Consider the following 1,725-nt stretch of genomic DNA (forward strand, 5'->3'; position numbering starts at 1 on the left):
CTAGGGCCTGTCTCGTGGATCAGCGCGGCCTAGGATCTCACCAAAGGGTGCCGGCGGTGCGGATGGTGTCGAGCAGGACCCAGACGGCGTAGCTCGCCGTCAGCAGCGCGACGGCCGCCCCGGCGAACGTCCACCAGCGGGACGGGCCGGGGCCCCGGCCGAGCAGGGTGGCGGTCAGTGCGGCGGCGAGCAGGACCTCGGTGACCCCCTCGACGAGCCAGGTCCAGGCGGCGCCGAGGGTGTAGACGTGCGTGGCAGCGACCGCGCCCTGTCCGGCCAGCAGGGCGAACGAGCAGCCCGCGGCAAGCGCCGCGACAGTGGGGCGGGCCCGGCGGATGGCCTGGCCGAGCAGGCCCAGCACCGTCCCGCCAGCGACCGAGGCAGTGGTCCAGAAGGCGGTCGCCGTCAGCACCGACACCAAACTCGACGCACCGGGGAAGGCATCGCCGTCGGTGACAGCATCCCGCCAGCGGTGGCCGTCGACGACGATGATGCCGTAGTAGACCACCGTGGCGACGGCGAGGACGGTGACCCCGGCGCCGATCGCGCTGCGGCGGTCCCGGGCCGCGAAGCCGAAGGCCAGACCGGCGGCGCTCCAGGCGAACATGCTGCTCGACACCAGCAGCATCACGGCGGCGAGCAAGCCGTGGCAGAAGTCGGCGGCGTAGGCGAGGCCACCCAGGACCACACCTGCCCAAGCCGCCCGCCACCACACGCAAGGTGATGCTACGCAACGACCTTCGGCGCTCGGGCCGTCTCTCGTAGATCTGCGGCGAGGTCGCGGAGCCAGATTTTGATGGTGGCGATGTCGATGGCGGCCAGGTACATGAAGGCTCGCTTGTCGTAGCGGGTGGCCACGGCGCGGAACTGTTTGAGCTTGCTGACCGCGCGTTCGACGGTGTTGCGCTGCTTGTAGCGCTCGGCGTCGAACGCTGGCGGTCGTCCACCAGCGGCGCCGCGTTTGCGGCGGTTGGCCTGCTGATCGGCGCGTTCGGGGATCGTGGCGGCGATCCCGCGGCGGCGCAGGTCTGCGCGGATCGCGCGGATGGAGTAGGCCTTGTCACCCAGGACCCGCGCGGGCCGGGTTCTGGGCCGGCCGCGGCGGCGGGGCATGCGGATGCCGGCCATCACCGCCGGGTAGCCGATACGGTCGTGGCGTTGACCAGCGGTGATGGTGCGGCTGACGGGTCGGCTGCGGCGGTCGGCGGCCAGGTGCAGCTTGGTACTGAACCCTCCCCGGGAGCGGCCCAGCGCTTCGGGTTCAGTTGCCTGTTCGGGGATGGTCGCCGCTACGGTTTTGAGCGGTCGGCCGGTGGCTGGTGCCGCGCCCCGGCCGCGTGCTGATGGGCGCGCACGACGGAGCTGTCCACGCCGAGGGTCCAGTCATCGCCGTCGTCAAGGTCGGCGTCCAAGCGCAGCCCCTCGGCGATACGCTGCCACGTGCCGTCCAGAGCCCAGCGGCGTTTGCGCTGATAGATGGTTTTCCAGTTGCCGAAACGGGCGGGCAGGTCCCGCCACGGGATACCAGTGCGTTCGCGGAACAGGATGCCGCTGATCACGGTGCGGTGGTCCTGCCAGCGCCCGCCACGCGGCGGGTCAGCGGGCAGCAACGGGCGCAGCAGGTCCCACTCGGCGTCCGTGAGTTCGAATCGGGCAGTCATGGCGTGCGGGTAACAATCCGGATGGTATGGATCATCCCACCAAGATCCAGGAGACATGCCCTAG

At 70.9% G+C, this 1,725-nt stretch carries 1 protein-coding gene and 1 pseudogene; both read right to left on the bottom strand.

Features of this window, described 5'->3' with window-relative positions:
- Window positions 1-37: 37 nt before the first annotated feature.
- On the bottom strand, window positions 38-715 hold the full coding sequence (locus ABD901_RS58485; protein WP_345145030.1) for a hypothetical protein: 678 nt from the start codon (window positions 713-715) through the stop codon (window positions 38-40).
- 11 nt (window positions 716-726) lie between these two features.
- A pseudogene (locus ABD901_RS58490) lies at window positions 727-1,661 on the bottom strand (IS5 family transposase).
- Window positions 1,662-1,725: the final 64 nt, after the last annotated feature.

This window comes from Dactylosporangium darangshiense, from assembly GCF_039537565.1.
Taxonomy (GTDB): Bacteria; Actinomycetota; Actinomycetes; order Mycobacteriales; family Micromonosporaceae; genus Dactylosporangium; species Dactylosporangium darangshiense.